Genomic DNA, 26,643 nt, shown 5'->3' with positions numbered 1-26,643 from the left:
CCGGACCCGTAGGCCGGATAAGGCGTTTACGCCGCCATCCGGCAACGTAACACGGGGCTAGCGTTTTCTCCCGCCCATCAAACTCCCCAACATGCCGCGGATTATCTGATTGGTAACCTGTCGCGCCGCGCTTTTCGCCACGCTCTGCACTACGCCATCGCGCTTACCGCCACGCGGTCCGGTGCTGCCAAACAGAATATCCTTCAACCCACCGAGAATACCGCCATCCACATCGACAGCTTTACCGTTGGCGGGGGGCGTATTTTGCTGCTCGGTACTGGCCTGCACGCCTTGCTGTAAACGTTCATAGGCGGACTCGCGGTCGATATCTTCTTCATATTTGCCGTACAGCGAAGAGTGATTAATCAGCCCGTTGCGCTCGTCGTCCGTCACCGGTCCCATCCGTGAGCATGGCGCAATCACCATCGCCCGTTCAACCACAGAAGGGCTGCCTTTGGCGTCCAGAAACGACACCAGCGCCTCACCGGTTCCCAGCTCCTGAATGGCTTTTTCGGTATCAAATGCCGGGTTGGCGCGCATGGTTTGCGCCGCGCTTTTCACCGCTTTCTGGTCTTTCGGCGTGAATGCGCGCAGGGCGTGCTGCACGCGGTTCCCCAACTGACCAAGCACGTTGTCCGGAATATCCGACGGGTTTTGCGAGACGAACCACACGCCGACCCCTTTCGAGCGGATCAGGCGGATCACCTGCTCGATTTTATCCAGCAGCACCTGCGGGGCATCGTTGAACAGCAGGTGCGCTTCATCGAAGAAGAACACCAGTTTGGGCTTCTCCAGATCGCCCGCTTCCGGCAATTGTTCGTACAGTTCGGAGAGCATCCACAGCAGGCTGGCAGCGTACAGTTTGGGCATCTGATAGAGCTTCTCGGCGCTGAGGATATTAATCATCCCTTTGCCGCTGGCGTCGGTACGCATCCAGTCTTTGATGTCCAGCATCGGTTCGCCAAAGAAGTGTGCCGCGCCCTGCTGCTCCAGCGACAGCAGTCCGCGCTGGATAGCCCCGACCGAGGCGCTACTGATATTGCCGTACTGATTCTGGAAGGATTTAGCGTTATCGCCAATGTACTGGGTGATGGCCCGCAGGTCTTTGAAATCGAGCAGCAACAGACCCTGGTCATCGGCAATACGGAAGATAATATCCAGCACACCGGACTGCACGTCGTTGAGGTTCAGCAGACGGGCCAGCAGCAGCGGTCCGAGGTCAGATACAGTAGCCCGCACGGGATGACCTTTTTCGCCGAAGATATCCCACACGGTGACCGGATTAGCATGCGGTTGCCAGTCGGTAATGCCGATATTTTTCAGGCGGGCGAGCAGCTTTTCAGAGGCTTGTCCTTCCTCGGCTACACCGGTTAAGTCACCTTTCACATCGGCCATAAATACCGGCACGCCAATCTCGGACAACGATTCGGCCAGTTTCTGTAGCGTGACGGTTTTACCGGTCCCGGTCGCGCCGGTAATCAGCCCGTGGCGGTTGGCCATACCTGGCAGTAAAAACAATTCGGTGTCCGGTGTGCGGGCAATTAGCAGGGGTGCGCTCATTGAGATTTCCTCCATTTATCCTGCCTGGAGTATAGGCAACCGTGACGCACTCTTCACCGCTAAATTGCAGAGATTGTGAGGAGAATTTAACCTGTCTGGAATAGCGGGGAGAATAGCCGGGAAGCTTACGCCACCCGGCAAAGACGATCAGAAGTCGGCTTTAAGCACTACGCGGTAGCGGGCTTTGCCGTCACGCACGTGCTGGATAGCTTCGTTAATTTGCGACATCGGGTACAGTTCGGTGGTGGGCGACACCTTGCTGCGCCCGGCAAACTTCATCAGCTTGCGCAGTTCGAACGGCGTACCGGTCGCCGAACCAGAGATACTGCGATCGCCGGCAATTAAGGTGAACGCCGGAACCGGCAGCGGCTTCAGCACCGCGCCGACGGTATGGAAGTTACCGCCGTAGGCCAGCGCTTCAAAATAGGGCTGCCAGTCGAGATCGACGTTAACCGTGTTAATAATGAGATCGAACTGGCCCGCCAGCGCTTTTAGCGCATCCGGATCGCGGCTGTTGACCACTTTATCCGCCCCCATTGCCAGCACTTCCTGCTCTTTCGCCGGATTGGAGCTGAACGCGGTCACTTCGCAACCCATCGCATGTAACAGCTTAATGGCGATATGCCCCAGGCCGCCGATGCCGATCACCCCGACGCGGCTGGTGGCGGTGATATGGTGCATCAGCAGCGGTTTGAACACCGTGATGCCGCCGCACAGTAAGGGGCCAGCGGCTGCCAGATCGATACTGTCCGGCAGCGGGATCACCCACTGCCAGTCGGCCCGCAGCTTCTCGGCAAAGCCGCCGCGATTAAGAATTGTGGGAACAGACCCTTCCAGACAGTTAATCTGATTACCGCTGATACAGGCGTCGCAATGCCCGCAGCTGCGCGCCGTCCAGCCAACGCCGACGCGCTGACCAACTTTCAGGCCCTTATCCTGCGCCGCGCTGCCGAGCGCCGCCACGCGACCAATCACCTCATGCCCGGCAACCAGCGGATACTGAGAGAATCCCCATTCGTTGTCGATCATCGACAAATCGGAATGGCAGATACCGCAGTAATCGACCTGGACTTCTACATCCTCCGGCTTAAGCTCGCCAGCATCATATTCATAGAGTTCGAGTTCGCTGCCCGCCGCTTTTGCAGCGTAGCTTTTTATCATCGACATCGTGTTTCCCTCAGTGTGGTGTTGAACTGGAAGTGTAGAGCATGGGGAAACGGGACGCTTCGCAGAAGGGGGGATTAAGGCGGTTATTGCGTGGGCTAAACCGTGATGTTGATTGCAGGTACAAAAGGTAATGCTGAAATTTTCAACACTTAGCGAGCCAGACACACGCTGGCGCTTGCATGGTGGCGCATGACAGGTATAATCCACAACGTTTTCCGCATCCCTTCCGTGCCGGAGTGGCGAAATCGGTAGACGCAGTTGATTCAAAATCAACCGTAGAAATACGTGCCGGTTCGAGTCCGGCCTTCGGCACCATTAACACTTCTTTTGACGTTTCCTGAAGTCTACAAATCCAGAAAAAATCCTTAAAAACAAGCCAGTTACCGTATTTCATGGCCTTTGTTGGTCTCTTGTGGTCTACCCTCTTTTGGGGGCATAATCGGGGGCATGTCAATTCGATCAGGATTTGTGCCCCCAAAATGAAACTCAATGCTCGCCAGATAGAGACCGCAAAGCCGAAAGAGAAAGCCTATAAAATGGCTGATGGAGGCGGCTTGTATCTTGAAGTCTCCCCAAAAGGTTCCAAGTATTGGCGCATGAAATATCGCCGCCCATCTGACAAAAAGGAAGATCGGCTCGCTTTTGGTGTATACCCGACGATCACTTTGGCTGAGGCTCGGGGTAAGCGCGATGCAGCAAAGAAATTGTTGTCTCAGGGCATTGACCCCAAAGCTGAGCAAAAGGGGGCACAAGCTGAAATTGAGGGGGCATATTTATTTGAAACTATCGCAAGGCAATGGCACGCAAGTAACCTAACTTGGAGCGAAGATCATAGCCGTCGCGTTCTGCTGACGCTTGAGCAGTATATTTTCCCCTCGATAGGTCAAATTGACGCCAGAACGTTGAGAACCAGCCAGCTTCTCAATCCGATCAAAGCTGTTGATGCGGCAGGTAAACATGATGTTGCGCAGCGACTGATGCAGCGCGTAACCGCAATTATGCGTTTCGGTGTGCAGAATGACCTTCTTGAATCAAATCCTGCCAGTGATATGGCTGGAGCGCTTTTAAGCGTTAAGGCAACCCATCACCCAGCACTACCCCCAAAAAGAATCCCTGAGTTTCTTGAAAGACTATCACGCTATAAAGGGCGACTAATAACACGGCTTGCCGTTGAATTAACGCTACTCACATTTATTCGTTCAAGTGAGATGCGTTTTGCTCGATGGAGTGAGGTTAACTTTGAACGAAGCGAGTGGACGATACCCGGAATTCGTAAACCTATTCCCGGCGTAAAACACTCTGAGCGTGGGATGAAGATGAAAACTGAACATATTGTTCCGCTTAGCAAACAAGCATTTGATATTTTTAAACGTTTACATGCCTTGAGCGGTAAAGGCGAGGTTATATTTCCCAGCGATCATGATCCTAAAAAAGTAATGAGTGAAAATACTGTAAATAGCGCCTTACGTGTAATGGGATATGATACGAAGACAGAAGTATGTGGGCATGGTTTTAGAACTATGGCGCGTGGTGCGCTAAGTGAGTCGAAACTATGGAATGATGATGCCATTGAAAGACAGCTAAGTCACGTTGAACGAAAAAACGTGAAAGGTTCATATATGCATACTTCTGAATATCTTGAAGAAAGAAGATTAATGCTGCAATGGTGGGCTGATTACATTGATGCTAACAAGAATGGATCTATCACACCATATGATTTTGCGCGTGTGCATGGAAAATAATTACCATTGTGGTACTGAGGAGAGATTCAAATGAATAACACTCAATCTGATAATAATTTGTTTTATTTTAATAGGTTAACGTACATTACACCGCACGAAGTGGCGCTTGCTATGAATGGTTTTGACTATGATACCGAAAATGATGAATTGACTGATATTCAATTAAAAGAGGTTATTCGGTTAAGAAAGGCAATAACCAGAAATCTACAATTGATTAATGAATATAAAAACATATCCGCCACGCAAAAAGTGGAGGCGAATTTAGTATTAACTGCCGCTTATATCTTTCAGAGGGAAGATATTGTACCTCCTGAAATTAAGGAAAGAATTGAGAACGCATTGCAACAACAAGTAAAAAATAAAGATTGGGACGATATTTTAATGATGCTAGGAGGAAGTGAATTATATGAAGTTGGTAAAAAGTTAAGGAGTAATGGCAGAGGGCAGTACAGAAAAGATGATGAGGATAATTATAGTTGTAAATTAATTTACTTACTAATTGAGTTGCTTAAGAAACATGGAAAGGGAAATTATAGCGATAATAGTGTTATATATAATGATATTGTTTCTTTTTGTAATGAGAATGAGATTCTATTGAAAGGGGTTAAAAAAGCTACGTTTTATAAGAAAATAAAGCTGGGGAAAGACATTATAAAATACGGAGAGTGAATTTATTATTACTATCTGTATATCTCTCATTAAAAGGGGCTACAAGAGGCCTTAAGGGGCTATAGGGGGTAATACAGTATAATACTGTGGTAATCCCTGAGTAATATGAATCGATAAAACGCAATAATACCTTCTAACGTATGATTTGTTTGTGCTGCATTGCTATCTATATGAATTTTATTGATTTTATTTTGTTGTGCGTTTTCCTCTTCTCGTGTTCTTTCATATGAACATTATTTCTTTTTTCAGTAGAAACTATCACGTTTCAATAGAATCAGCGTTTGTATTAATAGATTCCATTATCACTAGAATCACTTTTTTTCAGTGTTTAAAGTCACCGTGAACTTAAGTAGAACACGGAGTAACAAGATGGAATATGCAAACAACCTTTCAGACAATCAGACTCTTATTTCAGCAAAAGAGGTGTTAAGACGCGTTCAGCGTAGCAAGGCATGGCTTTACAAACAGCTTTCAAATAATACATTTCCCCGCCCAGTAAAAATAGGAACTCGTGCAATTTCATTTGTTGAAAGCGAAGTCGATCACTGGATTCAAGAGCAAATATATGCCTCTCGTGGTGAACGGCATGAAAATCACTAATAAAAAAGCCCGACATATTGAGTTTGTGGGCTTAAAAATATTGTCGCTTACTGAAATTAGCATGGAGCCTGAGAGAACGTCTGTTAGCTTCTCTATTCAGCCTCCTTGCTCTGGCTTAACTTTCCTGCGCTGGCGGCGTTTGATCTCACTTTGCATGGATGTAATGATGAATTGTGACGTACTTTCGTCCTCTTCTTTCACCATTTCCATCGCTTCAACTACGTCATGTGGCACTCGTGCCTTTAAGGCTTGTGATTTAGCATTCTTTGTACCGGTAGCCATTACTGAATCTCCGTATGTTTGGTGGGCCACAGTATACACGGGAAAAGAACAAAGAAAAGCATTGACGTGGGCCACACCTGATATTTATAGTGGGCCACACCTTAAGTGTTCTAGGGTGAAAAAGGCGAAGCCCGGCAGTGCAGCAACACTAACCGGGCCTCTGACCAATCCGCTGTATGAGGAAACGAAGATGGCTAAACAGAAGTGTACCTGGTTATTTGCGGCGATCAACCGCAGTCAACGCAATGCCCGTCCTGTGATGTTAAGGATCACCGCAGATAACGAGCGCTCAGCGCGGCGCAGACTGGCCCCGGACTACGTGCTGAGCTTTGCCGGTCGCATTCCCTGCGGAGGTGAACATGCGTAATTATCCGCAACCCGGCGAACGCTGGCAGCATGAACATGGCTGGACCGTCACGATTATCCGATTAATGGAAGCCACTCCCTCCGTGGCACTGGTTAATCCTGAATTCAGCCGAGAAGTGCTGATACGTTATGACAGCGACAACCAGATTTCTTCCTGCCCTCTGGCATGGTTTGAACAGCGGTATACGCGCCTGTTTGATGCGCCGCTCTTTAAACCTTCACCAGCTCCGGCAGGCGGTAGTGGCTCCGGCCCGCTGACGCTGCACCCGTCAGTGGTATTTACCCGCTGGCGGGAGCGCAGCATACGGCGTTCTGCTGAACCTGACGACAGTCACTATTCAAATTTTCTCTGACAAAACACCGCTGAAAACGGAGTAATCCACGATGAATATTTCAAACGGGCACAACAGTGCTCAGGGCCGCGCTTTGCCTGAAAAACACAATACCGGTGCTTTTGCCTATGGGTTGTCAGAGGACGGTTTTGGAAAGCTGACCCGCGCAAGAAATGCCTGCGACATGCTCCAGCTTCTCTTTTCTGAATACCCGTCTCAGGTCGGAGCACTTGATGCAGGTTGTGCGCCGGGTGTCGCCGCGCTGATGGAATACCTGCGGGCAGATTTGACGGATATTGCGCACAGCTGCGCACTGATTGAAGGAGGTGCCAAATGAACCAGCCGCAGGTTTCCATTTTCCCGGCAGAAATGACCACCGCGCTGTACCGGCGGGCTATTGCATCGGCATGGCGGCAGAAAACGCTGAACGAAACCGGCAGCGATCAGTATGGTCCGCACAGCCTGACGGTTGAGCGTATTGAAATGGCCATTGCCCTGCATATCGAGTGCGCATTGATTAACGAATATGGCGAAGCACAGGGAGCAGCGGCGGCGCTGGCGCTGCTGACTGACATGCTGGAACCATCATTGCTGACCGCGCCGCCGGTACTGACTGTGCACGGCTGTGAAGTGATGGCGGAGCTGTACCGCACGCTTCCGGCGGCCTTTGATGACTTCTGCAGCACGGGTGTGGCGCTGCATCAGGGGGAAGTATGACAACACAGACGGTTACGCAGATTTCAGCCGCCGCGCGGGGGAAATGGCCCGTTATTCTGCAGATGCTGCGTATTGATGTACCTGAAAACGGCAGGCACGGTCCCTGCCCGAAATGTGGGGGCAAGGATCGTTTTCGCCTCGATGACCTTGACGGGCGCGGGACGTGGATTTGCAGCCAGTGCGGCAATGGTGATGGTCTGGATCTGGTTAAGCTCATGACCGGTTACGGCGTCAGAAAGGCTGCGCAGGAGGTGGCGCAGGTGCTTAATGTGCCGGATGTGCAGGAACTGCCCGTTAAGCCCGCCAGGCAAAAAGCCCCTAAACGCGATATGAGCCTTACCGTGGCGGCGCTGATGAAAGAGAGCCACACGGGAGAAAGCCCCTATCTGAACGGGAAAGGATTTGCCGGATATCCGGCCTCCCTGACCGGAAGCGTGCAACATATCAGCGGTAAGGATTTTCCTGCCGGTTCCCTGTTGTTACCGCTCACCACCAACGCCGGAGCCGTGACCGGTGCGCAGCTTATCGCCCCGACGGGTGAAAAAAGTATACTGCCCGGCAGCACGATGAAAGGCGCGTTTGTGGCGCTCAGCCCGTTACCGTCTGAACCGCCGGTACAGGTGGTGATTACCGAAGGTTACGCCACGGCACTGACGGTGAGCCAGCTCACCGCCGGATGCGTAGTGGCTGCCATATCTGCAGGCAACCTGCCCAACGTGGCGCAGTCGCTGCGGGCACGCTGGCCTGAGGTAAAAATTATCATCGCCGGTGATAACGATTTTCAGGACGGGGGCGAAAATCCCGGCAGATCCTTTGCTGAACGGGCTGCAAAAGCCGTCGGCGGCTGGATGACGTTGCCACCGGGAGAGATTAAGGCTGACTGGAATGATTTCCATCGGGAGCACGGTATTACCCGCGCCCGTGAAGCCTTTCGTAATGGTCTGGTGCTGTGTGGGGAGGGCCGCACGCAGCTGCCGCACGGATTCCGTCTTACCCAGGAATATCTCTGGTATGAAAAACAGGTACAGCGCAACGGTGAAACGGAGATCCAGAACGTCAAAATATGCAACCCGCTGCGTGTGACGGCAATCACCTGCGATGCTGATGGCGGTAACTTCGGGCGACTGCTGGAGTGGGAAGATACGTGGGGTGAGCGCCGCCGCTGGGCGATGCCGATGGAAATGCTGAGCGGCAGCGGTGAGGAGCTGCGCCGGGTACTGCTGGTCAACGGACTGTCCTATATCAGCACCACCGGTGAGGCCCGCGCACGCCTTATGGAATATATCTCTCTTTGTAAACCGGAACGCCGCGTGACCTGCGTCAGCCGCACCGGCTGGCATGGTCAGGTTTACGTCCTGCAGGATGAGGTCAGCGGTGAAGGTGCAGAGGGTGTCATTCTCCAGACCACTTCCGTGCAGGGTCGCGATTTCCGCGTGTCGGGCACAACGGAGGAATGGCGGGAGCACGTTTCCCGCTACTGCACCGGCAACTCCCGCGTGGCGTTTGCCGTCAGTCTGGCGTTTGCTGCCCCCCTGTTACGGTTGGTTGGTATGGACGGCGGCGGCTATCACCTCAAGGGGGAATCGACGGACGGTAAGACCACCACCATGAAAGCGGCAACCTCCGTCTGCGGCGGGCCTGACTACTGGCAGACGTGGCGGGCAACCGGCAACGCGCTGGAGGGATGCGCCAGCCGCCGCAACGATGCCGCCATGATGCTCGATGAGATCCGGGAGGTGGACGGACGCGAGGCAGGCAATATCGCCTACATGCTGGCAAACGGTCAGGGCAAGGGCCGTGCCGGTACGGACGGTGAGCTGCGCACCCGTAAGCAATGGCGGCTGCTGTTCTTTTCAACCGGCGAGCTGTCACTGACCGAACATGCGGCAAAAGCTGGTGAGCGTACCTTTGCCGGGATGGAAGTCAGGATGATCCAGATCCCCAGCGATTCCGGGAAATTTGGCGTATTTGAGGAGCTGCACGGCTTCGACAGCGGCAAGGCACTGGCGGAACATCTGGAGTGGGCCACGTCCAGCTACTACGGTTCGCCGTTCCGGGAGTGGCTGAAAGCCCTGACCGCTGACCTTAACGGGCTGACGGCACAGGCAAAGTCACTGATGAAGGAATATACCGCCGCGCTGACCCCGAAAGATGCGGGTAATCAGGTGGGCCGGGCCGTCAACCGATTTGCACTGGTGGCGATGGCGGGCGAGCTGGCAACCCGTCTGGGGATCACCGGCTGGCCTGAGGGTGAAGCGCTGCGGGCAACCCGCGTCTGCCTGAACGCATGGCTGAAAGATCGCGGGCATACTGCCAATCAGGAAGATATTGCCGCGCTGGAGCAGGTACGCAGTTTCTTTACCGCGAATCAGTACAGCCGCTTTGCAGACTGGCACGACGAGCGCAACCGCCCTGGCAATATGGTGGGCTGGCGCAGGGTGGAGAAAGGCAGTACCGCGCAGGGCACGGAAGCCGTCACCACGTTCTACGTCATGCCGTCCGGCTGGAAAGAAATCTGCCGGGGATTTGACCCACGCAAGGTGGCGCGTTTGTGCGCGGATCGTGGATACCTGCTGCCCTCCACCGATGGCAAGCTACAGACAACCATTCGCCCGCCAGAGATGAATCCCCGCAGACTCTATGTCTTCAACAGCGAGGTGCCGGGTTAAGGCTTTGCGTGAGTCTTATTTATTAAGGGTAACAGGTGAAACAGGTGGAACAACCGTATTTTACAAGGGCTGAGCCTGTTCCACCTTTTGAAATAGTGAGGTGGAACAGGTGGAACGCCAGCCGATCTGCTGTTCCACCTTGTTACCCGCGATGTTCCACCTGTGCTGTGCATATAAATACTTTATAAAACAATGCTGTAACACATGTTTCACCTGTTCCACCACAGCAGGGACATAACGCAGACTGAAACCGAGGCATTTTTATCTGGCTGGCTTTCATAGCCACGCCTGAATAACTGCAAACGCCCGTTGTGCCAGCCACCACACACTGAGCATCGATAGTGCGCTTGTGTCAGCCACGACACAATTGACGTAACGAAGCAACCCGACAGGAGAAGTCATGAACAACACCGCAGAGAATACCAGCCTTTCCACTTTTCCGGCTGTAACGCAGCGGGCACTGGAAACCCTGAACACAACCAGAAACGCATGGCTTGAAGCACGTCGTCAGCAAAAAGCGGCAGCAGATAATATTGCGACAATCCGCCAGCGCCGCGCTGAAATGGAAGCCACGACTAACGCGCTGAATGAGGAGTGGCGCACGCTGTTTCGTGAAAGTCAGGGCGTAGTCTCAAAGGAAATGAAAAAACTGCGCACGGAAATTGCGCTGGGACGAGAAACGCTTGAGGATTTTGATGAACTGCTGGCAGCTCAGGAAAGCGAAAATGCCTTATTACCGCAGGAGGCCGGGAAATTAGCCGGGCAGTATATCAGCGCACATAACACCCTTGTGGAAATTCGCGCAAAGCAAATCTGGGAAGACTTCATGCAGTCGCATGGTAAGGCGTTAATCCAGACACTGAGCCTGCTCAAAACCACAATGGGGCGGGAAGCCAGTGCCGTTGTGGGTGTGGTGAATTCAGTTAATGACCCGGACACAGTACTGAAAGACTTTATTCACAAACATATCACCAAACCGGCTCTTACTAACGCTGCGATGCCGGAACAGGACCCGGTATTTAAACTGGCAGGTGTTGCGCCGGATTATGCTGCCCTTGCTGATTTCCGCAAACTTCCCTCTCCGGCGGCCCTTCATAAAATGAAGATCCGGCAGGAACGTGAAGAACTGCAAAAACGTAACCGAGCCGCGGAGGGTATCTGATGGCACTTAAATGTCCCGAATGCGGCACTACGGCACACGCCAGAACCTCCGCCTATGAAGCACCATCGGTTAAACGCTCATGGTATCAGTGCCAGAATCTTGAATGTTCCTGCACATTTACCGCACTGGAAAGTGTGGATACGATAATTATGAAACCCAGGCGCAATGAACAGGAATCAGATGAACCGGAAGAGCCTGAAAAGCAAAAGAAAACGCTCAATCGCTATGGCTCTGCATCAAAACTGTCAAGCCGTCAGCAAATCCCTGTCTGATCAACATAAAACGCCCACGTAATCCCGGTACTGTACCGGGATTTTTTACGCCTTTTTCCTGGCTGGCCTGAGAGCGCATGAGTGCATGTCTATGGTGCATGAAAACGCATGAGTCTCATGCGCCGTTTTTGACGCGAAAGCCCTTGTGTGGCGGCTCCTGAGACGATTTACGGGGTGCATGAAAACCATTCTGTTAAGCGAAGCGGGCAGGCGGGCGGGGCAGTGCGCGCTTAGTTTCAAAACATGAAGTTGTTGATTGCTGAGGTATCAAGTAAAGTTGCATTGTATAGTTCCTACACCATTGAGGTGACATATGAATGTCGAGCAAATTCGCCCGCGCATTAGCAAAAATTTGAAAAATTTATTTCTAGATCCTAATAACTACCGTTTTGTTGACAATGACCAGCACAAGCCAGTCTCAGAAAAGGACATGCTAGATCCAACAATTCAGCGTAGGACTCGCTTTTTTATAGAAGGAAATAGACAAGAGAATATCAAAGATCTAATAGCAAGTTTTAAAGCTAATGGATACTTAGATGTTGATGTTATTCAAGTAAAGGATTTAGGAGATAACAATTATTTAGTCCTTGAAGGAAATCGTCGTGTAACGGCGCTGAAAGCATTGCAGGAAGCACATGAAAAGGGTTTTGATATTGGAAAACTAGACCCATCTATTTTTAGAAGTGTGCCTTTCGAAATCCATAATAATCAAGATGTTGAAAAACATCTGATTGTGATGGGATTAAAGCATATAAGTGGCAATAAAAAGTGGTCAACATTTAACCAATCCAAACTGCTTTATGATTTTTTAAAACCATATGAAGACAAAACTCGAGATGAGTATGTTGAAAAAGAAGATGAGCTAGTTAGTTCGCTCGGTATTTCTAAAACTCGTCTTCGCTCTATGCTTAGAGTTTATAATCTAATTTCCTTATATAAAACAAGTGAGTATGGTGAGCAATTCGAACCAAGTATGTTTGGTATTTTTGAAGAAATAATCAAAAAGCCTGTAATTAAATCTTGGTTAGACTGGAGTGATAACGGTTATTATGCTCGAAATTTAGTGAATCTTGATAGGCTTTTTTCGTGGATCTCTAAAACAGATGAATACCTTGAGAAAAATGAGCTAGAAGATGACATTGAAGAGGAAAGTAATGGTGAATACGTTGAGCTAGAACCAATAATTACTAAATCTCTTGAGATACGAGATCTTGCTCTGTTCATCAATAATGAAAAAGCCTTGAAGGTAATGGAGGATGAGCGTAGCCTTGCAAGAGGATTAGCTGCGAGCGGTTCAGTAAATCAGCAAAACTATAAAAATGCTTTAAGCAAGCTTGAAGACTCCTTGAAGGATTTAAATTTATATAGTAGCCTCATAAACCAAGAAGATTTGCGCTTATTAGATGATGCAAAAGAAAAACTAACACAAATAATGCCAAAACAGACGGCTATAAATATCGAAGGAGGAAACTATACAACTAATTTTGAGTATGGAGTAAAAAAACACTTTAAATCTATTCATATCAAAAAATATAAATTCTTTAAAAATTTCTCATTGGATAATTTCAATAAGATTAATATCATTGCTGGGTTTAATAATGCTGGGAAAACTTCTTTACTTGAAGCGATTTACTTATTGACGCAGCGTAATGATATATCATCGCATTTTAATCTTATTAGGCAAAAAAATAAAATCAGTACTTTGAGTCCAACATTGTTGAATGCTCTTTTCCAAGATAAAATAATCTTATCAGGAGTGTTTGATGATAGTAATGTTACTGTTGAAATGATTAAATATGATGATTCTTCAATTGATAAACAAGATGACTATATAGCGTCTTATAGCTTAAAGTCTAGCATTGATGGAGAATTTAGAAATAACACAGTCCATACTTTTATTCATGAACGTATGAGAAGGAATGCTGATCAAGTTTCGCATTTGTGTTCATCGTCATTTAAAAGCCCTTATTTCTACGATATAGACGATTTGCTCACTGATTATAACAAAAGTATAGGTGCAAGTTTAACGTCTGTAACTGACTCAGAGTCAGATGATTTAAATATACAATCCGCTATCGGCCTGGTTATTGAATTTATGAATAAAATTGAGCCAACGATAAAAGATGTCAGATTCACTGAGGACATGGAGCTCAAAAGGTTTATCGTAGAATCAGCATATGATTTTAACAGAAGTTTCGATCTTACGTCTTATGGAGAGGGTATTCAGCGCATCTTTTATATAGCCTTATCTTTTGCTGCGTGTCGCAACGGTGTACTTTTTATTGATGAATTTGAAACTGCGATTCATTATAGTTTACTATTGGAGTTTACTAAATTTACGCAACAACTTGCAGAACGTTTCAATGTGCAAGTGTTCCTTACGTCACATTCGGGGGAATGTATCACAGCTTTTTTAAATAACGATTATAACAATGATTGCATTACTGGATTTCAGTTAAGCAAAGTTGACGATAAAGTAGTAGTGAAAAGGGCTGATGGCGAAAGATTTGGCTATTTGATAAAAAATATTGATCTTGATATTAGAGGCTAAAATTGTGAGTGTATCTTATAATAGAGTCATAGTTGCCTTTTGTGAAGGACAGCATGACGTCGCTTTTCTTAGCAGAATTCTTTTAGTTAATGGATTCCTACTTCAAGATCTCAAAATTGGTCAATTACCTCCACCGTTTGATAAACGCTTTGAAAAAGAACTAAGTCAAGTAAGAATTCCAGATAAAAAACTTGGTTTTCAGCCAAACGGGCCGAAACTACCTTCTGTTTGTTTCTATCATGATGGAAACTTAATTTTTATACATAATCTAAATGGTGATGGCAGAAGTCGTGAAAGGGCTGAGTTAGTTACTATGTATAAAGAACTTTCTGGTACAGATGACTTCAGTATAGAAATTGCATATAGATTTTTATACTTTTTTGATGCTGATGAACTTGGCATTGATGCAAGAATAACAGATATTAAAAATGAGATAGGTTTAGAAGAAGCTACTCAACTCTCCAATGGTAGTATTATTGATTTCGATGGGAGTGAATGGGGTGGTTATATTTTTCATGATGTTCAAACTCAGCTTGGTACCTTAGAGGATCAATTGTTAGGTTATTTTCATAACAAAAGCCAACAATTGCAGCAAGATATTTTGAGTTTCCTTCAAACTAATTTATTGATACAAGAAAGAACGAAGCGATTTATAAGTTCTAATGCTGGTGAAAGTTATAGTGGAAGATCTCAGTATTACGAAAAAAAATCCGTTTTAGGTATGTATGCTCAGCTCCAGTTTTCAGGTGTTAGTAATGCTGTTTTGATTAGTAACACAGATTTTTTAAAAGCTGTCGATATTAATGGATGTCAGCAATGTACTCTAATTAATAGACTTTTTATGTGACAATAATAAAGGCAGAGATTAATTTCTCTGCCTTTATGACAGATTTTATTGGTCAAAAAATGTTAAAGATGATTAATCTGAAGTTATCTCAGATTTCTGATGTTCAGGTTCGTGTCCGGTAAGCGGATCCGAACCAGAGTGCCTACATTGAAAAATCTCTTTTTTAGTAAAATTTAGGTTGTTACTCTTGTAATGGGGGCATAAAAAGGGGCATTAATCCATTTTTAAATGTAAAAACAATTAAAATACAGCTGGTTAATTAAATGTTCGAGTCCGGCCTTCGCACTCACCCTCTAAACACCTCCTTCCTGTGCCACTCCACAAAACCTTCTTTTGGATAATTCTCGCGCATCATCGGTAGAGCAATCTCCTTCCCGTCGAAATCCCAGAATAGTCTGCCCACCATGCCGCTGCCATTTACTGCGGGTGACACCTGAACTCGCATACTCTCATCCAGCCCAATCGAACCTTTATCAAATGCTTTATGGTGGATTGCACACAGCGCCAGGCCGTTTGAAATCTCGCACGGGCCGCCGTGCTGTTTCCATTTAATATGGGCGGCCTCTAGGGCAACCGAAGTGCTGTCGTGGCGCATATTGAAGCCACAAATGGCGCATTTATAGTTATAGGCACGCAGAACCTGCTGGCGGAACAATGGGTCCCGCTGTTTGCGGATTTGCAGGATATCAAACCCCAGTTCATCCGCGATCTCTTCCTGGATGCTTTCGGTGAAGTGAGCCTCGAGAATTTGCTGTGCCAGGGTGTTAATGAGGTTTTTGCTCTTTTTCAGTAGGGCAAAATGCTGTTCATCAAAACCTCCCACAACGTTATGCGTCACCAGTTCTCCGGCGGGGGGCTGTTTGCTGCTGCCGGATGTTGAGCAATGCTCGGCGTTTTGGAGCTCCCAGAATCCATCGCCCTGTAAGCGCCAGAAGGGCATATCCGGGCGGTACTGCGCGCGCTGTGGTCCAAATCGCTCCAGCAGGCTATGCAAGGGGGCGCGAACTTCTGAACCGTAATCAAACAGGCGGTCATGGCCTTGCTGATACCCCGCCAGCACGTGAAGCAGCAGTAGGGGCTTGTGCGGCGCGCGCTGTTCGCCTTTACGCCAGATGGTGATGTCAGCAATTGCCTGTTGCAGGGATTTACTAGAAGTCATTGATTTCATTTTCGGGTAAATAATTGCGATGATGCTCGCAAAATATCACTTAATCAAGCGTTGCTGTGCCTATTACGGCCAACACTAAAAATAATATTCATTATCGAATTCGCAGATTAATTAAAAAACTTTTTTCGCCATATTATTTTTAAGTTATTCAAGCTTATTCATAGGGGGTATTTTATAAAAATAAACATTGCTTTAGTAAGTGTTATTTTTTCTAACGATACGGAAAGAAAAGGTTATTTCCTGGGGTGTTATGCTAGTTTCTGCTTACTAATAAAAGCAATATCGGTAATTTGAATTGTTGGGTTTATCATATTTTAAACATGCATTACATTCCCTTTATATTTTTGAATGTTTGGCAGAAATAGGACGCTCGGTTCCCAAAACACAGAGTGAAATAGATATGGGTGAAGATAAAATTATTCCCTTTGACGAAATGGTCTACGGATACACCACATCAAAAAAGGCGCCAGTGGGCGCCTTTAAACCTGACCATCACCCCTCTGGTTTTGCTAGATGGATAAGCGTGTCGATACGCGCAGGGGAGAGCGGTTCGCGCGGCTGCGGCAGCGGCCAGCCGTACAGCCAGCGGGCGCTGGTGGCGCAGACTTTTCCCTGGCAGGCCCCCATTCCACAGCGTGAGGCGAGCTTTGCCGCTTGCCAGCTTTCGGCGTTTTGCACGTCGCCACAACGAATATCCTCACAACGACAGAGCAGCGTATCTGCGGTGGTCGCGGCTTTTAGCGACTCCGGCAATGCAAAAGTCGTATGCAGCGCGTGGGCAAAACGCTGCCAGCGGGCGCGCGCGGAGATGGCGCTTTGGGCTTTTTGCGGACAATTTGCGGCGGCGTAGCCGGCAATTTCTCCCTCGGCTAACGCCAGCTCGCTGCCGCCAAAGCCGGTGCATTCTCCTGCCGCATAGATATCCTGCACACTGGTGCGTTGATCCGTATCGACCCAAATAGCCTGATTTTCTGTTTTGCAGCCAAAGATGGCGCCAGGTTCTATATTCGGTACCAGCCCATAGCCAATGGCCAGCCTGTCGCAGGCTATCTCTCGGGTTTGTCCCTGGTGGCGCACGGTCACTGACTGCAGACAGGTATCACCCTGCGCTTGGATGACCTGGCTTGCCGGATGATAGCGGGCTGGAAAGAGCTCGCCGAACTGACGCAATTTTTCAGGCCAGCGCCATAGCCCGGTTGCGAAACGGGCCAGTGCGGTCATCGGTGCCTGTTCGATGATGGCAACAATATTCCCGCCAGCGCGTTTCACCGTACTGGCGACCGCCAGCAGAAGAGGACCGCTGCCTGCAATGACCACGCGTTCCCCTTTGAGTCGCAGGCCATGTTTTATCTGCGCCTGCAGGCCTCCGGCCCCCGTCACATTGGGTAGCGTCCAGCCAGGAAAAGGCAGCGAGAGTTCTCTGGCGCCGCAGCATAAAATCAGCCGCTGCCAGCGGATTTCGCCGCAGTCGTCTGCGGTTTCGAAGACTACGGAATGTGGGGTGGGGCGGGCAATTAGCCGGGCACCGCTCAGCAGTGTGATGTTGGGATGTTCAGCTACCGCCTGACGAAGCCGTCTGGCGTGCCGGGGGAGTGAGACCTGCGGCCCGTCGCGCCAGATTTGCCCGCCGGGGCGCGGGTTGTCATCAAGGATTATCACTGATTTTCCACAGCGTGCGGCAGCCAGCGCCGACGACAATCCGGCTGGCCCTGCGCCAAGGATCAGGATCTCACAGTCAACGCTTTGCATGATGGCTCCTTTCAATCACCATTTCGGGCTGGCATTCCGTCTGGCAGGCGAGCACCCGGTGTCCGTTCACCGTGACGCGGCACTCCTGGCACACTCCCATTCCGCAGAAGGGCGCGCGCAGTTGACCACTCACCGAACGACGGGTCACGCCGTTGCCCACCAGGGCCAGTGCTGCTGCAATACTCATTCCGACGGGAACCTCACAGCTCTGGCCGTCGATAATTACGTTCAGGGTTGTCATGCGATGGCCTCCTGCTTGTGCAGGCGTGCGGGGAGCCAGGCGTCCGGGGATACCGCCGGGCGCTCGCCAAGGATCTGGGCGCAAAGTAACTCGGCGGTTGCTGGCGCGGTTGTGACGCCCAGTCCTTCATGTCCCAGCGCCAGCCAGATACCCGGACGTGCAGGATGTGGGCCAATCAGCGGGTTACCGTCAGCCGATGCCGCGCGAAAACCGCTCCAGCAACGAATGATATTAAGTGCCTCAAGAGAGGGTAAAAAATGGCGCGCGCGCGCCAGCATCTGTGCCAGCAGGGGGAGGTCAACCTCGCGGTCGGTGTTATCAAACTGGCGGGAGGAGCCAATCAGCAACTGTCCGGTGGGGCGTGGCTGAATGTTAAAGGCCACTGAGGTACCGCATGCATGGGCGCTGGCACCGTATCCCAGCTCTACCAGCTGGTGGCTGAGCAAGGGGCCGTAGCGGTCGGTGATCGCCAACTGACCTTTTTTGAGCCTGAGCCAGTTTTCACCCAGCAGCGCATTGGCCCCCAGACCGCTGGCGATGACGATGGCGGGCGCGCGCAGTCGTTTACCGCTGTGTAGGGTGACGTAAGGGGCATCAACAGAGAGGGCGCTATCCCGAAGATGCGTTAAATCAGCATCGTTAATAAACCAGCGGGCGACGTTTGGGGCGTAAACTATCCCGTCGCCGGGGACCCACAGCCCGCCAGCGAGCCCGGTGGTGAGCAGCGGTTCGCGCGCGGCAAGCCGATCGCGGGTCTGCATTTCGCTGACAACCTGGTATTGTGCCATCCGTTGTTGCTTTTCTTCTGCCAGCGCAAGCTCTTGCGGCGTTTCCGCCAGCCACAGCGTGCCGCATCCGCGCCAGGCACAGCTTTCCGGCATCCGGGGCGTCAGTTTGCGCCAGCTCTCCAGAGACCAGGCGGAGAGTGCGAGCTCCGCAGGATCGTCATCCATGCACACCAGGTGGCCCATACCCGCCGCCGTCGCGCCCGCATTGCCGTCATCGACCAGCGTGACTCGCTGCCCGCGAGCGGCCAGTTGCCAGGCGCAGGCGGCCCCGATAATCCCGGCACCGATGACGATGACGTCACTTTCGATCACAGTGAGATCCCCCAGCAGAACGGATCTTCAGGATTGAGGATCAGCTTGTTATCGCCACAGACCCATGCCTCCCCGCGGATCGTCGGGACGATCTTGTCGCCATGCGGCACGAAATGCGCCGTAAATTCGCTGCCGATGATGCTCGCCTGCCGCCAGGATTCTCCGGATTTGAGTTTTCCGTCCTCTGCCAGACAGGCCAGTTTGGCGCTGGTGCCGGTGCCGCAGGGCGATCGATCCCAGGCTTTACCGGGACAAAGAACAAAGCTGCGGCTGTCCGCGCGATCATCTTCTGCAAACAGTTCGATATGATCGATAATGCCGTCATGTTCACCACGGATGCCTGCACGATCTAACCCTTCACGGATTGCCCATGCGTACTCCGTCAATTCAGGGATCTTTTCCGGCGAGACCGCGAACGGATGATCGTTGACGAGGAAAAACCAGTTGCCGCCCCAGGCGATATCACCCGTTACCGTACCGTGGACGGTTTCAACCTGTACCTGCTTACGCCAGCGGTAGGCCGGCACGTTTTCGACCGAGACGCTGCCGTCTTCGTGCAGCGTGGCGGTCACATCGCCCACCGGCGTTTCAATCAGATGTTTACCGGGTTGAATGCGCCCAAGCCATGCCAGCGAGGCAATCAGCCCGATGGTGCCGTGACCGCACATGTTCAGAAAGCCGCAGTTGTTAAAGAAGATGACTCCCGCCGTGGCCTGTGGCGAAACCGGTTCACAGAGCAATGCACCGACCAGAACGTCGTTACCGCGTGGCTCAAGAATAATGGCTTTACGCCAGTCGTCGTAGTCGCGGGAAAAGCGCTCCCGACGCTCGCTCATGCTCCCCGTACCCAGATCCGGAAAGCCGTCGATGACCAGGCGAGTGGGTTCACCGCCGGTGTGAGAATCAATCACTCTCAGTTCACTGTACTGCGCTGTCATAGGATCTCCGGAAAGTTAATATTTTGTTGCTAAATGCTGACGCAAGCCTTGCGTCCCGGCTTGATCGCTTTCGTCACCGCAAATGACGAAATCAGCATAATGGCCGCTGTCATCGTTAAGTCGGTATCATATTTATTTGTTATTAATCATTTCGTTAGTGGTGTGGTAAACCAAAAAAGGCAACCGCGCCAGTGGCTGGAAAAGGGGAAGTTATAAATCTACGGCAGGATCGCAAAACGCAGTAAGGATGCTTGCTCGGTTAACAAAAAGTTAATAAATATTCAGGTCACTAATCGGGAGGAAGCATGATGTCCTGTGTGATTAATGATGTGCGGGCCCCGTCGCCGGTGCCGGAAGTGGCTGAACTTAGCCAGATATGTGAGGGGGTGGCGCGTCAGCGTCCGGACAATATCCAGACGTTGCTCCATGCGATGGCATTGATTGCGCCGCTGCTCAATGCCATTCCGAATGTGGTTTTTTTTATCAAAGATGTGCAGGCCCGCTATTTGATGGTCAATATGACCCTGGCACGACGCTGCGGGTTTAAGACGGTGGTTTCTCTGCTGGGTAAAACTTCTGCTGATGTTTTCCCTTCAGCGCTTGGGCTGGGCTATACCGAGCAGGATATGCGGGTGCTGCGCGAAGGGGTAACGCTACGCGATCAGCTGGAAATGCATCTCTACAACGGTCGTGAACGCGGCTGGTGTTTGACTCAGAAGCTGGCGCTGCGGGATGCGCAGGGCCAGGTCATCGGTATGGCGGGGATTTCACACGATCTGCAGGAAGCGCAGGCGCGTCACCCGGCGTGGCAGAGGCTGGCGATCGTCGACGATCATATCCGCAACCATTATCACCGTCCCATCGCGATGGAAGAGCTAACCGCCCTGAGCGGTATGTCGGTGGCGCAAATTGAGCGCTACTGTAAGCGTATTTTTCATCTCACGCCGCGCCAGATGATCCACAAAGTTCGGCTGGAAAAAGCCACCGAACTGCTGGCGGGCGATACGCCGATTACCGATATTGCGTTGCAGTGCGGTTATACCGATCACAGCGCGTTTAGCCGCCAGTTTAAGGCGATGACGGGCTCTACGCCGCGTGATTTTCGCATTACGCTTGCCGGGTAAGACACACTCACTGTGCTAATTTCGTCATCAAAGAGGAAGAAAACCACCAAGCAGTCGGTCGCCTGAAACGTCAATCTGTCAGTGAATATTCACCATTTATTCACTTTCAATTAACAAATTGACGACAAGGAACCGAACATGAGCAAGAAAGCCATTCACTGGAGCGGTGTATTCCCGGCAGTCAGCACCCAGTTTCGTAGCGATTATTCCCTGGATCTGGATGCCACCCACACGGTGATGAAAAACCTGGTCAAGGATGGTGTTTCTGGTCTGGTGGTGTGCGGCAGCGTGGGGGAGAACACCTCTCTGACCACGCAGGAAAAGCTGCAGATCATCGAGGTAGCGAAAGATGCTGCGGGCGGTCAGATCCCGGTCATTGCGGGGGTGGCCGAATTCACCACCGCGTTTGCACAGAAGATGGCGAAAGAGGCAGAGCGCGTGGGCGTCGACGGTATTATGGTGATGCCTGCGCTGGTGTATTCCTCAAAACCGCATGAAACAGCGGCCCACTTCCGCAGTGTGGCTACGGCTACCGACCTGCCTATCATGGTGTACAACAACCCGCCGATTTACAAAAACGACGTGACGCCGGATATCCTGGCGACGCTGGCCGACTGCGACAACATCGTCTGCTTCAAAGACTCCTCCGGCGATACCCGCCGTTTTATCGACTTACGCAACTCCGTTGGCGACCGCTTTGTGCTGTTCGCTGGGCTGGATGATGTGGTGGTCGAGAGCATTGCCGTTGGGGCGGAAGGCTGGATCTCCGGAATGTCGAACGCCTTCCCGCGTGAAGGGGAGACGTTGTTCCGCCTGGCGAAACAACAGCGTTATGAGGAAGCGATGGCGCTTTACCGCTGGTTTATGCCGTTGCTGCATCTGGATGCGCGCCCGGATCTGGTGCAGTGCATCAAGCTCTGTGAAGAATTGCTGGGGCGTGGCAGCGCCATTACCCGTCCACCGCGTCTGGCGCTGGAAGGGGATACCCGTGCGCAAGTGGTGGCGATTGTTGAGAAGGCGCTGGCGACCCGTCCACAGCTGCCGGATGTCGGCCTTTAAGTAAAGGAGTGATGATGACGCTACCTCTCTCTGTTTCGGGTCAGCAGTTTATCGCCGGACGCCGCGTGGCAAGCGGTGAGGCGACGCTGCCAAGCCAGCGTGCTGCTGACGGCAAGCTGACCGGATACCATTTTTACCCGGCCTCTCGTGAGGAGGCCGCCGCCGCGGCGGAGGCGGCTGACCAGGCGTTTCCTGTCTATTCACAGACTGCGCCGGACGTGCGTGCCCGCTTTCTCGACACTATTGCCGACGAGCTGGATTTGCTCGGCGAGGATTTTTTCGCCATAGCCCACCAGGAAACGGCGCTGCCGCTGGCGCGGTTACAGGGAGAGCGTACCCGTACCAGTAATCAGCTGCGCATGTTTGCCGGGGTGCTGCGTCGGGGCGATGCCTTTGGCGTACGTATTGATACCGCACTCCCTGACCGCCAGCCGCTGCCGCGCCCGGATCTGCGTCAGTTTCTGACCGCGCTTGGCCCGGTGGCGGTGTTCGGGGCCAGCAATTTTCCGCTGGCCTTTTCTACGGCAGGAGGCGATACCGCATCCGCGCTGGCGGCGGGTTGTCCGGTGGTGGTGAAAGCCCATCCCGGACATATGGCGACGGCGGAATTGACTGCCCAGGCGATTGTGCGTGCGGTCGCGGCATCTGGCCTGCCTGCGGGCGTTTTTAACATGATTTTCGGCACCGATATTGGCGCGGATCTGGTTCGCCATCCGGCGATTCAGGCGGTGGGTTTTACCGGTTCGCTGCGCGGCGGTAAGGCGCTCTGGCAGCTGGCGCAGCAGCGTCCGCAGCCGATCCCCGTCTTTGCGGAAATGTCGGCCATTAACCCGCTGATTATTCTGCCGCAGGCCGTCGCCACGCGGGCAGAAACGCTGGCCAATGAGCTGGTGTCCTCTTTCACTCTGGGATGTGGACAGTTTTGTACCAAGCCGGGGCTGATCCTTGTCTTACGCGGCGAGGGTATGTCCCGCTTCACGCAGGCACTGAAGGTCGCGGTTGACCTGGCACCGGCACAGATCATGCTGAATGCCCCAACGCTTGCCCATTATGAAGAGGGTGTCAGCGCGCTTGAGGCACATCCGCATATTCAGCGTCTGGCAGGGTCTGATGAATCGGTCATCGGCCGTGCGCAGGCCCGGTTGTATCAGGCTCCGGCTTCGCTGCTGCTGGCACAGGATCCACTGCTACAGCAGGAGGTGTTTGGCCCGCTGGCGGTGTTGGTCGAGGTTGCCGATGAGGCGGAGTTGCAGTCCATTTTGCGCGTGATTCCGGGCCAGTTGACTGCAACCGTGCACGCCGATTCTGATGATGGGCCGCTGGCGCAGCGCCTGCTGCCAGCCCTCACTGAAAAAGCGGGACGCGTTTTGTTTAACGGTTATCCGACCGGTGTCGAGGTCTGTGATGCCATGGTGCACGGCGGCCCGTGGCCTGCCACCACCGATGCTCGCGGTACCTCGGTAGGGACGCAATCCATCGACCGTTTTTTACGCCCGGTATGCCTGCAAAATGTGCCTGCCGCGCTGCTTCCGCCTGCTGTCCAGGATGACAACCCTCTGAACCTGCTGCGCCTGATTAACGGGCAGTGGACCCGGGAAGCCATTTCCCCCTCTGTTGACTGAAGGGCATGACCATGACGATTCACTCTACGCACCAAACACAGGCCCGCGTTGCTGAGGTGGGTAAATTTAAAAAGCAGCTAACGCTAACCGACCTGACGTTTATTGGGCTTGGGGCTATCTTCGGTTCCGGCTGGTTGTTTGCCGCAAGCCATGTGGCATCGATTGCCGGACCTGCGGGCATTGCCTCGTGGGTCATCGGCGGGATTGCCGTTCTGCTGCTGGGGATTGTCTATTGTGAACTGGGCGCAGCACTGCCTCGTGCCGGAGGGATTATCCGTTATCCGGTTTTTTCCCACGGTGAGTTGATGGGGTATCTGCTTGGATTTATTACGCTGATTGCGTTTTCAAGCCTCATCTCCATAGAGATTGTTGCCGCGCGGCAGTATGCGGCAGCATGGTTCCCGATGCTGACTCAAACTGGCTCAAGCGACCCAACGCTGCTGGGATGGATAGTGCAGTTTTTGCTGCTGTGTTTGTTCTTCGGGCTGAATTACTACAGCGTAAAAACGTTTGCCCGTTCCAATAACATCATCAGTATTCTGAAATTTTTGGTGCCGTTAGCGGTCGTTGTAACGCTATTTACCTTTTTCAAACCTGAGAACCTGCACGTTCAGGGGATTGCACCCTTTGGTATGTCGGGCGTTGAGGCTGCGATTAGCGCCGGTGGGATCATCTTCGCCTACCTGGGGTTGACGCCAATTATTTCTGTGGCGAGTGAAGTCAAGAATCCGCAGCGTACCATCCCGGTGGCGCTGATTTTATCCGTGGTGCTGTCGACGATTATTTACGTGCTGTTGCAACTGGCATTTCTTGGCAGTATTCCGACCGATATGTTGGGTGGCGGCTGGGCAGAGATCAGCAAGCAATTTTCGCTGCCGTACCGGGATATCGCCATTACGCTCGGTATGGGCTGGCTGGCGTTTATGGTAGTGTGCGACGCGATTGTCTCCCCAAGTGGTACCGGCAATATCTACATGAACGCCACGCCGCGCGTGATTTATGGCTGGGCGAAAGCAGGCACCTTCTTTAAGACGTTTACCCACATCGATAAAGAGTCTGGCATTCCGCGTCCGGCGCTGTGGCTGACCTTTGCATTGTCTATCTTCTGGACATTGCCGTTCCCGTCATGGGAACAACTGATAAGCGTGGTGTCGGCGGCGCTGGTACTGAGCTACGCCATTGCCCCTGTCACAGCGGCGGGGCTACGCCGTAATGCACCGGATTTGCCACGTCCATTCCGCGTGCGTGCCTTCGGGATTATCGGTCCGGTGTCGTTTGTGATTTCGGCGCTGATTGTATTCTGGTCTGGCTGGGGCACGCTGTCATGGCTGCTGGGGCTGCAGATTGTGATGTTTGTCGTCTATGTACTTTGCAAATCCAAAGTGCCGGTGCACACCGTGAGTCTGGCACAGCAGGTGAAGTCGTCTCTGTGGCTTATCACCTTCTACGCGCTGATTATGCTCTTTTCCTGGTTGGGCAGTTTTGGGGGGGCAGGGGTGATTGGTCATCCGTGGGATACGGTGGTGGTAGCGGTGATGTCGCTGGGAATTTACTACTGGGGCGAGCGAACCTGTCTGCCGCAGGCTAACTTTACCGGTGATGAAGAAGAGTAAAGGAGTCGGTCATGGAGATGGTAAACCTCTCGTTAACAGAGGCTTATGCGCTGGCATATAAGGTGCTGCGCGGGAACGGATTCAGTGAAGCGCATGCCGTGGTGGTCGCGACAAACGTGACCCACGGTGAGCGTGATGGCTGTGCCTCGCATGGTTTGTGGCGGTTGCTGGGGATTGTGGAGACGCGACGTAAAGGAAAGGTGTCACCTGACGCTGAGCCGGTTATCACCGATACCGCGCCGGCCATTGTGAAGGTGGATGCCGGTGGGGCATTTTCCCTGCTGGCATTCGAGCGCGCACTTCCACTGCTGATAGAAAAGGCGCGCCACAGCGGAATTGCAGCCCTGGCGATTAACCGCTGTGTGCACTTTTCGGCGCTGTTTGCCGACGTTGAGCCGCTCACCGAGGCGGGGCTGGTGGCGCTGGCGACGACGCCCAGCCATGCGTGGGTTGCTCCCGCGGGCGGGACGCAGCCGCTTTTTGGCACTAACCCGATAGCATTTGGCTGGCCGCGTGAAGAAAAACCCCCGTTTATCTTCGACATGGCCACCAGTGCGGCAGCACGGGGAGAGATCCAACTCCATCAACGGGCGGGAAAAGCGGTGCCGGAAGGGTGGGGGATTGACGGTGACGGTCAGGCCACCACCGACGCGCAGGCGATCCTCGACGGTGCGATGTTGACGTTTGGCGGGCATAAAGGGTCGGCACTGGCGGCAATGGTGGAACTGCTTGCCGGACCGCTCATCGGCGATATGACCAGCGCGGAATCGCTGGCGTGGGATAAGGGGGCTGGCGGGTTGCCCTATGGTGGCGAGCTGATTCTGGCCCTGGACCCGGCCCGCTTTCTGGGACTGGAGGCTCTGCAGCATCTGGCACGTGCCGAGCGACTCTTTGCCGATATGCAGCGGCAAGGGGCGCGTTTACCGGGCGAGCGTCGCTATCATTCCCGTACGCGTACAACTCGTGACGGTGTGGAAATAGCCCATTCGCTGTTCAAGGATATATCTGCGTTAGTGAAATAATTATCGCGAGAACAGGAGGGACGATGTCCCTCCTGTTATACGTGTATCGTTACATATTCCTTTTTCACACT

25 protein-coding genes and 1 tRNA gene are annotated in these 26,643 nt (G+C 52.0%); 18 read left to right on the top strand and 8 right to left on the bottom strand.

Annotation, left to right across the window (positions count from 1 at the left end):
- Window positions 1–57: 57 nt before the first annotated feature.
- Complete coding sequence (locus OGY06_RS22430; protein ID WP_206160189.1) at window positions 58–1,560, bottom strand: helicase HerA-like C-terminal domain-containing protein; 1,503 nt, start codon at window positions 1,558–1,560, stop codon at window positions 58–60.
- Window positions 1,561–1,707: 147 nt separating this feature from the next.
- Window positions 1,708–2,727, bottom strand: a complete 1,020-nt coding sequence (gene ahr, locus OGY06_RS22425; protein WP_111466188.1) for an NADPH-dependent aldehyde reductase Ahr — start codon at window positions 2,725–2,727, stop codon at window positions 1,708–1,710.
- A gap of 230 nt (window positions 2,728–2,957) precedes the next feature.
- On the opposite strand from ahr, the gene OGY06_RS22420 reads away from it, so the two are divergent.
- From OGY06_RS22420 to OGY06_RS22405, 4 genes are all read left to right on the top strand, one after another.
- Window positions 2,958–3,042: transfer RNA gene (locus tag OGY06_RS22420), tRNA-Leu, on the top strand.
- Between the two features lie 164 nt (window positions 3,043–3,206).
- On the top strand, window positions 3,207–4,469 hold the full coding sequence (locus OGY06_RS22415) for a tyrosine-type recombinase/integrase (RefSeq protein ID WP_080084040.1): 1,263 nt from the start codon (window positions 3,207–3,209) through the stop codon (window positions 4,467–4,469).
- 30 nt (window positions 4,470–4,499) lie between these two features.
- Window positions 4,500–5,138: a hypothetical protein gene (locus tag OGY06_RS22410; RefSeq protein WP_121528458.1), complete on the top strand. Its 639-nt coding sequence runs from the start codon at window positions 4,500–4,502 to the stop codon at window positions 5,136–5,138.
- Window positions 5,139–5,507: 369 nt separating this feature from the next.
- Complete coding sequence (locus OGY06_RS22405; RefSeq protein ID WP_001670042.1) at window positions 5,508–5,738, top strand: helix-turn-helix transcriptional regulator; 231 nt, start codon at window positions 5,508–5,510, stop codon at window positions 5,736–5,738.
- A 96-nt stretch (window positions 5,739–5,834) separates the two neighbouring features.
- Here OGY06_RS22405 and OGY06_RS22400 read toward each other — a convergent pair whose 3' ends face one another.
- Entirely contained in the window at window positions 5,835–6,020 is a 186-nt protein-coding gene (locus tag OGY06_RS22400) for a YlcI/YnfO family protein (protein WP_000190569.1), read from the bottom strand.
- A 190-nt stretch (window positions 6,021–6,210) separates the two neighbouring features.
- On the opposite strand from OGY06_RS22400, the gene OGY06_RS22395 reads away from it, so the two are divergent.
- From OGY06_RS22395 to OGY06_RS22355, 9 genes are all read left to right on the top strand, one after another.
- Window positions 6,211–6,387 (top strand): host cell division inhibitor Icd-like protein, encoded by a 177-nt coding sequence (locus OGY06_RS22395; protein WP_001118612.1) that lies wholly within the window; start codon window positions 6,211–6,213, stop codon window positions 6,385–6,387.
- Window positions 6,380–6,739 carry a hypothetical protein gene (locus OGY06_RS22390; RefSeq protein ID WP_039023359.1) on the top strand — a complete coding sequence of 120 codons (360 nt, stop codon included), beginning with the start codon at window positions 6,380–6,382 and terminating at the stop codon, window positions 6,737–6,739. The genes OGY06_RS22395 and OGY06_RS22390 overlap by 8 nt, the downstream gene beginning before the upstream one ends.
- A 31-nt stretch (window positions 6,740–6,770) precedes the next feature.
- Window positions 6,771–7,055, top strand: coding sequence for a hypothetical protein (locus OGY06_RS22385; protein WP_001027162.1), 285 nt, complete (start codon window positions 6,771–6,773; stop codon window positions 7,053–7,055).
- Window positions 7,052–7,435, top strand: coding sequence for a DUF5375 family protein (locus OGY06_RS22380; protein ID WP_175330035.1), 384 nt, complete (start codon window positions 7,052–7,054; stop codon window positions 7,433–7,435). Before OGY06_RS22385 ends, OGY06_RS22380 begins: the two co-directional genes overlap by 4 nt.
- Window positions 7,432–10,104 (top strand): TOPRIM and DUF927 domain-containing protein, encoded by a 2,673-nt coding sequence (locus tag OGY06_RS22375; RefSeq protein ID WP_000211877.1) that lies wholly within the window; start codon window positions 7,432–7,434, stop codon window positions 10,102–10,104. Before OGY06_RS22380 ends, OGY06_RS22375 begins: the two co-directional genes overlap by 4 nt.
- Before the next feature lie 400 nt (window positions 10,105–10,504).
- Window positions 10,505–11,266 (top strand): phage polarity suppression protein, encoded by a 762-nt coding sequence (locus OGY06_RS22370; protein WP_001066197.1) that lies wholly within the window; start codon window positions 10,505–10,507, stop codon window positions 11,264–11,266.
- Window positions 11,266–11,538 carry an ogr/Delta-like zinc finger family protein gene (locus OGY06_RS22365; RefSeq protein WP_001185337.1) on the top strand — a complete coding sequence of 91 codons (273 nt, stop codon included), beginning with the start codon at window positions 11,266–11,268 and terminating at the stop codon, window positions 11,536–11,538. Before OGY06_RS22370 ends, OGY06_RS22365 begins: the two co-directional genes overlap by 1 nt.
- Before the next feature lie 313 nt (window positions 11,539–11,851).
- Window positions 11,852–14,089, top strand: coding sequence for an AAA family ATPase (locus tag OGY06_RS22360; protein WP_044699105.1), 2,238 nt, complete (start codon window positions 11,852–11,854; stop codon window positions 14,087–14,089).
- Between the two features lie 4 nt (window positions 14,090–14,093).
- On the top strand, window positions 14,094–14,936 hold the full coding sequence (locus OGY06_RS22355) for a hypothetical protein (protein ID WP_121528462.1): 843 nt from the start codon (window positions 14,094–14,096) through the stop codon (window positions 14,934–14,936).
- A 286-nt stretch (window positions 14,937–15,222) separates the two neighbouring features.
- On the opposite strand, the gene OGY06_RS22350 is transcribed toward OGY06_RS22355, so the two are convergent.
- The 5 genes from OGY06_RS22350 to OGY06_RS22330 form a co-directional block, all read right to left on the bottom strand.
- The gene (locus tag OGY06_RS22350; protein WP_126957117.1) at window positions 15,223–16,095 is read right to left on the bottom strand and encodes a phosphorothioated DNA-binding restriction endonuclease; all 873 of its coding nucleotides are present in this window, start codon (window positions 16,093–16,095) and stop codon (window positions 15,223–15,225) included.
- Window positions 16,096–16,596: 501 nt separating this feature from the next.
- A complete protein-coding gene (locus OGY06_RS22345; RefSeq protein WP_126957119.1) occupies window positions 16,597–17,853 on the bottom strand; it encodes an NAD(P)/FAD-dependent oxidoreductase in 1,257 nt (418 codons plus the stop codon).
- A complete protein-coding gene (locus tag OGY06_RS22340) occupies window positions 17,840–18,094 on the bottom strand; it encodes a (2Fe-2S)-binding protein (RefSeq protein ID WP_008786074.1) in 255 nt (84 codons plus the stop codon). The genes OGY06_RS22345 and OGY06_RS22340 overlap by 14 nt, the downstream gene beginning before the upstream one ends.
- Window positions 18,091–19,194, bottom strand: a complete 1,104-nt coding sequence (locus OGY06_RS22335; protein ID WP_286605968.1) for an NAD(P)/FAD-dependent oxidoreductase — start codon at window positions 19,192–19,194, stop codon at window positions 18,091–18,093. The genes OGY06_RS22340 and OGY06_RS22335 overlap by 4 nt, the downstream gene beginning before the upstream one ends.
- Window positions 19,191–20,132 carry a 4-hydroxyproline epimerase gene (locus OGY06_RS22330; protein WP_079937204.1) on the bottom strand — a complete coding sequence of 314 codons (942 nt, stop codon included), beginning with the start codon at window positions 20,130–20,132 and terminating at the stop codon, window positions 19,191–19,193. The genes OGY06_RS22335 and OGY06_RS22330 overlap by 4 nt, the downstream gene beginning before the upstream one ends.
- Window positions 20,133–20,440: 308 nt before the next feature.
- Between OGY06_RS22330 and OGY06_RS22325 the strand changes: the two genes are divergently transcribed.
- The 5 genes from OGY06_RS22325 to OGY06_RS22305 all read left to right on the top strand — a co-directional run bounded on the left by OGY06_RS22325 (window position 20,441) and on the right by OGY06_RS22305 (window position 26,572).
- Window positions 20,441–21,256, top strand: a complete 816-nt coding sequence (locus tag OGY06_RS22325; protein WP_286605985.1) for an AraC family transcriptional regulator — start codon at window positions 20,441–20,443, stop codon at window positions 21,254–21,256.
- 138 nt (window positions 21,257–21,394) lie between these two features.
- Window positions 21,395–22,315, top strand: a complete 921-nt coding sequence (locus OGY06_RS22320; protein WP_003830108.1) for a dihydrodipicolinate synthase family protein — start codon at window positions 21,395–21,397, stop codon at window positions 22,313–22,315.
- A gap of 14 nt (window positions 22,316–22,329) precedes the next feature.
- Complete coding sequence (locus OGY06_RS22315) at window positions 22,330–23,937, top strand: aldehyde dehydrogenase (NADP(+)) (RefSeq protein WP_286605984.1); 1,608 nt, start codon at window positions 22,330–22,332, stop codon at window positions 23,935–23,937.
- A gap of 11 nt (window positions 23,938–23,948) precedes the next feature.
- On the top strand, window positions 23,949–25,550 hold the full coding sequence (locus OGY06_RS22310) for an APC family permease (protein WP_286605967.1): 1,602 nt from the start codon (window positions 23,949–23,951) through the stop codon (window positions 25,548–25,550).
- An 11-nt stretch (window positions 25,551–25,561) separates the two neighbouring features.
- Window positions 25,562–26,572, top strand: a complete 1,011-nt coding sequence (locus OGY06_RS22305) for an Ldh family oxidoreductase (RefSeq protein WP_286605966.1) — start codon at window positions 25,562–25,564, stop codon at window positions 26,570–26,572.
- Window positions 26,573–26,643: the final 71 nt, after the last annotated feature.

It is taken from the genome of Citrobacter sp. Cpo147 (assembly GCF_030332405.1).
GTDB classification, from domain to species: domain Bacteria; phylum Pseudomonadota; class Gammaproteobacteria; order Enterobacterales; family Enterobacteriaceae; genus Citrobacter; species Citrobacter portucalensis.
This window is presented reverse-complemented; position numbering and strand designations above follow the sequence as displayed.